This is a genomic window from Streptomyces sp. NPDC048600 (assembly GCF_055587025.1).
Genome location: NZ_JBVJGZ010000041.1, coordinates 43,592 through 50,057, shown reverse-complemented (window position 1 = coordinate 50,057; position 6,466 = coordinate 43,592). Strand labels below are relative to the sequence as shown.

At 75.6% G+C, this 6,466-nt stretch carries 4 protein-coding genes; all 4 read right to left on the bottom strand.

Annotated features, from left to right (window positions below; all coding sequences use genetic code 11):
- Positions 1-185: 185 nt before the first annotated feature.
- Positions 186-920, bottom strand: coding sequence for a protein-tyrosine phosphatase family protein (locus tag ACZ6SQ_RS35305; protein WP_469569538.1), 735 nt, complete (start codon positions 918-920; stop codon positions 186-188).
- A gap of 205 nt (positions 921-1,125) precedes the next feature.
- On the bottom strand, positions 1,126-2,049 hold the full coding sequence (locus ACZ6SQ_RS35300) for a hypothetical protein (protein ID WP_469569536.1): 924 nt from the start codon (positions 2,047-2,049) through the stop codon (positions 1,126-1,128).
- A complete protein-coding gene (locus ACZ6SQ_RS35295) occupies positions 2,046-4,649 on the bottom strand; it encodes a PEP/pyruvate-binding domain-containing protein (protein WP_469569533.1) in 2,604 nt (867 codons plus the stop codon). Before ACZ6SQ_RS35295 ends, ACZ6SQ_RS35300 begins: the two co-directional genes overlap by 4 nt.
- Before the next feature lie 292 nt (positions 4,650-4,941).
- The gene (gene pdxR, locus ACZ6SQ_RS35290) at positions 4,942-6,399 is read right to left on the bottom strand and encodes a MocR-like pyridoxine biosynthesis transcription factor PdxR (RefSeq protein WP_469569530.1); all 1,458 of its coding nucleotides are present in this window, start codon (positions 6,397-6,399) and stop codon (positions 4,942-4,944) included.
- Positions 6,400-6,466 lie beyond the last annotated feature (67 nt).

The window sequence follows — 6,466 nt, the reverse complement described above, 5'->3', positions numbered from 1 at the left end:
TCCCCCCACTCCCCCCCCCCCCCCCCCCCCCCCCCCCCCCCCCCCCCCCCCCTCCCCCCCCCCCCCCCCCCCCCCCCCCCCCCCCCCCCGCCGGCCCCCCCCCCCCGCAACGGTGTGTCGGAGCCGGGTCATCGCAGGTCAGAGAGTCCTGCGGGTCAGGGAGTACTGAGAGTCGGCCGGAAGTCCTACAGGTACGACATGATCCGGCGCGGGGCGTCGATCAGGCGGCTGACCGCTTCCACGGCGACGGGCGGCTGCTCGGCCTCGTCCTTGTTCAGGGTCAGCCCGTACCAGATCTGCTCGACCGACGGCGGTCCGACCGAGAGGTTGCGCTTCACGGCCGTCGCCGGGGAGGCCTCGCCGGTCTGCACCAGGTAGGCGGCCGCCATCGCGCCCGTACGGCCCACACCGGCGCCGCAGTGGACGTAGACCTTGCCGGAGGTCGAGGACACGATGTCCAGGAATTCCTTCACCTCGGCCTGCGTCGGCGTCTGGCCGTCACGGATCGGCATCCGCACGAGCTCCAGACCGGCCTTCTCGGGCGAGGCCAGCTGGGCCGCGCTCAGGTCCTCGGCACGCAGGTCCACGACGGTGGTGACACCGATCTCGGCGAGATTGCGGTAGCCCTCGGGGGACGGCGCGGCTCCCCGCCACAGATGACCGTCGGAGTCGACCGGCCGGAAGTTGTTCACGCCCTGGACCACGGGGGTGCCCGCGGGAACCGGGATGTCCGACTGTGCCCACTTCGACGCGGCCAGGATGCCGAGCGAGGCGACCGCCCACAGGGCGACGTAGCCGACGATCGTGAAGACCAGTGCCCGCAGGACGCGGCGCTTGACGCTGCGCTTCGGGCGGACGGGAGCGGGAGTGGCGGCGGGGGTGAAGGTGGGGGAGGGGGCGGTCTCAGTGGTGACAGTCATGGGAGCCCGGGGGCTAGGGGACGGGGACGCGGCTCCGAGGGGGGACGCGGTTCCGGCATCGTATCCCGGTCCGACATGCCCGATAAGTCGGATATGACGTATCTCTCACAGGGTGGACTTCGTCGGGTTTCATGCGTTATGGGATGCGTGCGGTCACCCGCCACGAGTACCGCGCCACGCCCGTCCTACGCCCTTCCCGGCCCCGTCACTGCTCGTAGCCCTCGGCGTCGTCCATCCCCACCACCGTCAGATGCACCCGTTCCAGGCTCGCGTCCTCCAGGCAGCCGCGCAGCCGGAGCCGGTCGTTCTCGGTGAGCGCGGGCCGTACGACACCGGCGTAGAAGCCGTCGCCGAGGTTGCCGAAGGTCGCCTTGTGCAGGGCGACGAACGTGGAGCCCCGGCAGCCCTCCCACATCTGCCGTGCGGCGAGCGACCGCCGCTCCGCCGTCATGTTCTGGTCCCGCACATCCAGCCGCACCAGCACCGAGGTCGCCTCGGAGGGGTCGTGGGGCTCCGCGCGCGTCTGGGTCAGATCGGCGAGGCCGACGATCAGCGCGGCCAGCAGCGCGGAGCCGACCACCCCGGTCACCGCCAGCCGGGCGGTCCGCCCCTTCGGCCGCGCGCCGCCCGGCGGCGGTACGTCGTCCAGGTCGCTCCCGGTCGCCGGGTCCGGCGCGGCGAGCACGGCCAGCCGCCCGGCCGCCCGCCGCTCGGCCGGGCGGGCCGCGCGCGTCGCGATCCGCTGCACCAGCCAGGCGATGCCGGACAACAGCACCCCGGTGACCATCAGGACCGGCACGAAGACGTACGTGCGCTCGGCGGGCTCGTCCAGCCAGCGGAACCGGCCGCCCGTCGCCTCCTGCTCCCGCGTCCCCTGCCGCAGCCGCGCGAGCACGTCCTCCTGCCGTTCGGCGGCCTCCCGCTGCCGTCGGTCGGTGTCCCGTACCCGCTCCTCGATCCGCGCCAGCCGTCCCATCAGCATCAGACCGAGCAGCAGCACCTCCACCACCAGCAGCAGCACACCGCACAGCACGGCCCGCTGCCACTGCCAGCGATACAGGTACACGACGAAGTACACCGCCGCCCCTGCCGCGGCCAGCCCGGCGAAGGCGAACATCAGGCGCTTCACGTGGGGCCTCCGGGGGGCGCGTCGGAGGCCCGGGCCGAGGAGGGCGGCTCGGGGGGCGGGGTGGGGGAGAGGCTCCCGGGCCGGGCCGCGGAGGGGTTGGCGGCCTGGGTGGCTGAGGGGTTCCCGGGCCGAGCGGCCGAAGGGTTCGCGGCCTGGGTGGCTGAGGGGCTCGTGGCCCGGGCGGGCGCCGGGTGTATCTCGCCGGTGCGGCCGTCGAGCGTGAGTCGGGTGCCGGGTGGGAAGCTGCGTACGGCGTCGGCCGCGCCGACCACCGCGGGCAGCCCGTACTCGCGGGCTAGGACGGCCAGGTGCGACAGCGGGCTGCCGGTCTGGGCGACGAGCCCGGTCAGCCGGGGCAGCAGCGGGGCGAGCGCGGGGTCGAGGGTGCGGACGACGAGCACGGCGTCGGCGGGGCCGGGCCCGGTGCCGTCCCAGGCCGTGCCGAGGGCGCGCCCGCCCGACACGCCCCGGCCGGCGGACGTGCCGTCGGCCCCGCGCCGTGCGGACCCGTGCCCCGGCTCGGCGACGACCGAGCCGTCCGGGGCGATCCGGAACGCGTCCGGCAGCGGGGCGGACAACGGCCTCGGCACCCGTTCGCGCACATCACCGGGCAGCGGGCCGCCCTCCAGGGCCGTGATCAGCTCGGCCCACCGCAGCAGACCGGCCCGCGCTGGGTCGTCCAGCAGCCCGCGTGCCGCCAGCCGGTGCGCGCCCTCCCGTACGAGCCGCACCTGGAGCTCCTGCACCCAGCGGACCCGCAAGCGCAGCGCCTCTCGCGGCGGCAGAGCGGGGGGCCGCGCGGAGGTCGCCGGGTACTCCTCGGCGAGGCCGTGCCGGAGCCGCACGAGACCGACGCCCTCGGCGACCCCCTGCACCGGCGTGCCGTTCACGCGCTGGTGCGCCGGGCGGTCCTGCCGAGGTGCGGCGGGCAGCCGCGGCCTGCCACGCAGACTCGGCGGGGTCAGGGCCAGGACCAGCGGCTCGGCGCTCACCATCTGGTCGTCGGGTACCTGCCGCGCACGGGCGTCGGCGAGCGCGGCCAGGGCGGCACCCGCGGCGGTGCTGCTGGGGGCGTCGTCCAGCAGCGCACCGGCGAGGCTCTCCTGCGCGTGCAGGGAGACCAGGGCGTTGCGCGTCCAGCGCAGCGTGGAGACCAGCGCGGGGCCGGGCAACTCGGTGAGGCGGGGGACCTCCGCGAGCCGGCGGTCGATGTCGGCGACGAGGTCCGTGGCGAGGCCGGGCAGCGCCCCCGTCAGACGCCCCACCCGCCAGGCGGCGGCCAGCCGGCGCGCGCCGGGAGCCGGGTTGAGCAGCGCCAGCCAGGGGTGCGGCGCACGGGCCGCGCCCAGCAGGCGCAGGTCGGCGGCCGCGCGCCCGCCGACGGAGGACACCACCGGCACTGTCCGCAGCAGCCGTCGTGGCGCGGTGCCCCCGATGTCGAGCGCGGCGGCGAGCCCGCGTGCCATCGGCGCCACCCACAGGTCCTCCTCCAGCGGCGCCAGCTGCTCGGGCAGTGTCTCCGCGACGGGGCCGGGGCCCAGCAGCCGTGCCCCGCGTTCCGGCCGGGCCGCCATCGCCGTGACCGGACGGCTCTGGAACAGCCACAGCCGTCCGTCCTCGTCGAACCCGAACTCGATGTCCTGCGGCCCCCCGAACACCCGCCGTGCCCGCCGGGCGAGCCGGGCGAGGCGCCGGAGCCGGGTGTGGGTGAGGAGGGGGGTGTCTTCGGTCGGAGTGTCTGCGGCGGGGCTGCTCTTGGTGCCGGCGTCGGTGTCGTTGGTGGGGGCGGCGCTGTCGGCCGGTCGGCCGGAGGCGGGGCGGGTGTGGGCCGTGCTCGTGCCCTGGTCGGTCGCCCGCCGGGTGGTGGTCGACGCGTCCTCCCCGGTCGCGCCGCCCTCTCCGGCACCTCCGCTCTCTCCGGCAGCTCCGCCCTCCACGCGTATCAGCCGGCCCCACCGGCCGAGCCAGTGGTCCGTCCCCGCCCGTACCCCGCTGACGAGGGCGTCCGGTCCGCCCGGGACCGCGCTGACCAGCAGTCGGTCGGTGCGCCCTGCGACCGGGTCCAGGCCGAACATCACTCCGCCCACCTGGGCCGTCAGCATCGGCTGGACCAGCACCGCCATCGGCGCGACGGTCCCGTCGGGAAGGTGTGCCGAGGCCCGCACGGCCCGCACCGCGGCGCGGAAGTCCCGCGCGCCGCGTACATCCAGCACCGAGTCGAAGCGGCCCGCCTGGGAGGACTCGGCGGTGTCCTCCAGGGCGGAGGAGGAACGGACGACGAGCGGTCGCGTGCCGCCTTCGGAGAGTTCCCGCCAGGCGTCACGCAACGCGGGGGCGTCGTCGCGGGTGGAGGCGGGGACGACGAAACCGGGCAGCACCGGAAGGCCCGCGTCGGCCGCTCGGGCGAGGCTGGCGGCCTTGGAGCCGGTCAGGACGGGGTCGGTCGCGGCCGGGTCGTCCAGCGCGACGGTCTGCGGGACGGCCCCGTGGCCGTGCCCCCGCGACGACGCGCCCGACCCACGCGGGTGCCGGGTCCCTTTCCCGTCGTACCCACCGTCTTCGTGGCCACCGTCTTCGTGTACTTCGTCGAGAGTCGTCATCAGGCACCCTCCAGGACCGGCCGCCAACAGGGGGGACGCGCGGGGTTCGGGGCCTCGCGCCTGACGGCGGAACGAAGGATGGGGCGACCGCAGCCGGTCCGGTCTCACGGCACCGGCGACGAAACACCTCCTGGGACCAAATGATCCCACTTCCTACGGTCCAACACTCCGACTTTATGTCGCATTCCGTACAATCCGGACCGGCATGGAGTTCAGCCGTGCTCAGGGGAGAGCCCCTCGGCGGGCAGGGGCCGGAAGCCCGTCCTGGAGCCCGCGGCGACGGGCCCGGCGCTCAGGGGGCGAGGCCCCGGCGGCGGCCCGGGTCTCCGACCGGCGGCTCGGCCCCCGGCAGCACCCCGCACAACACCTCCACCGCCGCCTCGTACGCGTGCTCGGGCGGCGTCGCGTACCCCACCACCAGGCCGTCCATCGCCTCCATGGCCGTCTCCGGATGCCGGAACTCCGACAGCCCGTCCAGCGCGAGCCCCTGCCACACTGCCCCCTTCAGCGTCGTCGGCTCGGTCCCCGGCGGCAGGCGCAGCACCGCGTGCAGCCCGGCAGCCACCCCCGTGACCTCGATGTGCGGCGCCTGCGCGGCCAGGGCCGCCATCAGCCGGTCCCGCCGACCGCGGTAGCGCTGCCGCATCCGCCGTACATGGCGGTCGTACGACCCGCTGGTCAGGAAATCCGCGAGCGCGAGCTGGTCCAGCACGCTCGCCCAGGCCTCCCGCTCGCCCTTCACCGCGAGCACCGGCTCCACCAGATGCCCCGGCAGCACCATCCACCCCAGTCGCAACGCCGGTGACAGGCTCTTGCTCACCGAGCCGATGTACACGACCCGGTCCGGATCGAGGCCCTGTACGGCGCCTACGGGCTTGCGGTCGTAGCGGAACTCCCCGTCGTAGTCGTCCTCCAGCACCACCCCGCCCCGCGCCCGGGCCCAGTCGATCACCGCCGCACGGCGCGCGGCGTGCAGCGGGCCGCCCGTCGGGAACTGGTGCGCCGGAGTGAGCAGCACCGCCCGCTCCCGCTCCAGCACCTCCACGCGTGCCCCGTTCTCGTCCAGCGGCAGCGGAACCGTCCGCACCCCCGCCCCCGCCAGCAGCTCCCGGTGGAAACGCAGCCCGTACGCCTCCACCCCCAGCGGCCCGCGCAGCACGCCGCCCCCGAACAGCAGCCGCAGCGCGTGCGCGAACCCCGAGCAGATCACGATCCGCCCCGGCTCCGTCCGCACCCCGCGCGCCCGTGCCAGATACTCGGCCAGGGCCTCGCGCAGCTCGATCCGCCCGGCCGGGTCACCCGGCCCGAACACCTCGTTCGGCGCCTGCTGGAGCGCCCGCCGGTACGAGGCCTGCCAGGCGGTGCGGGGGAATGCGGACGCGTCCGGCGTCCCCTGCCGCAGGTCGTGCCGTGGTCCCCGCGCTCGGGCCCGTGCCTTCCGGGGCGCCCGCCCGGCATGCGGCACCGGCTCGGCCCGGTCGGCCACCCGCGTGCCCGAACCCTGCCGGGCCGTCAGCCATCCTTCGGCGACCAGCTCGGCATACGCGTCGGCCACTGTGTTGCGAGCGACCCCGAGGTCGGCCGCCAGCGACCGGTACGGCGGCAACCGCGTCCCCGGCGCCAGCCGTCCCCCGCGCACCGCCTCCCGCAACGCCGTGATCAACGCCGCCCGCCGCCCGCCCGGGCCCGACAGCTCCAGATGCAGATCGGCACCGATGCGCTCTGCCGCATTGACCCACGAATCCGTCATACACATGGACGATACCGAGGGTCGATCACGATGATCGCCGAGTTCCTCGCCCAGCCGGACGGCCCCC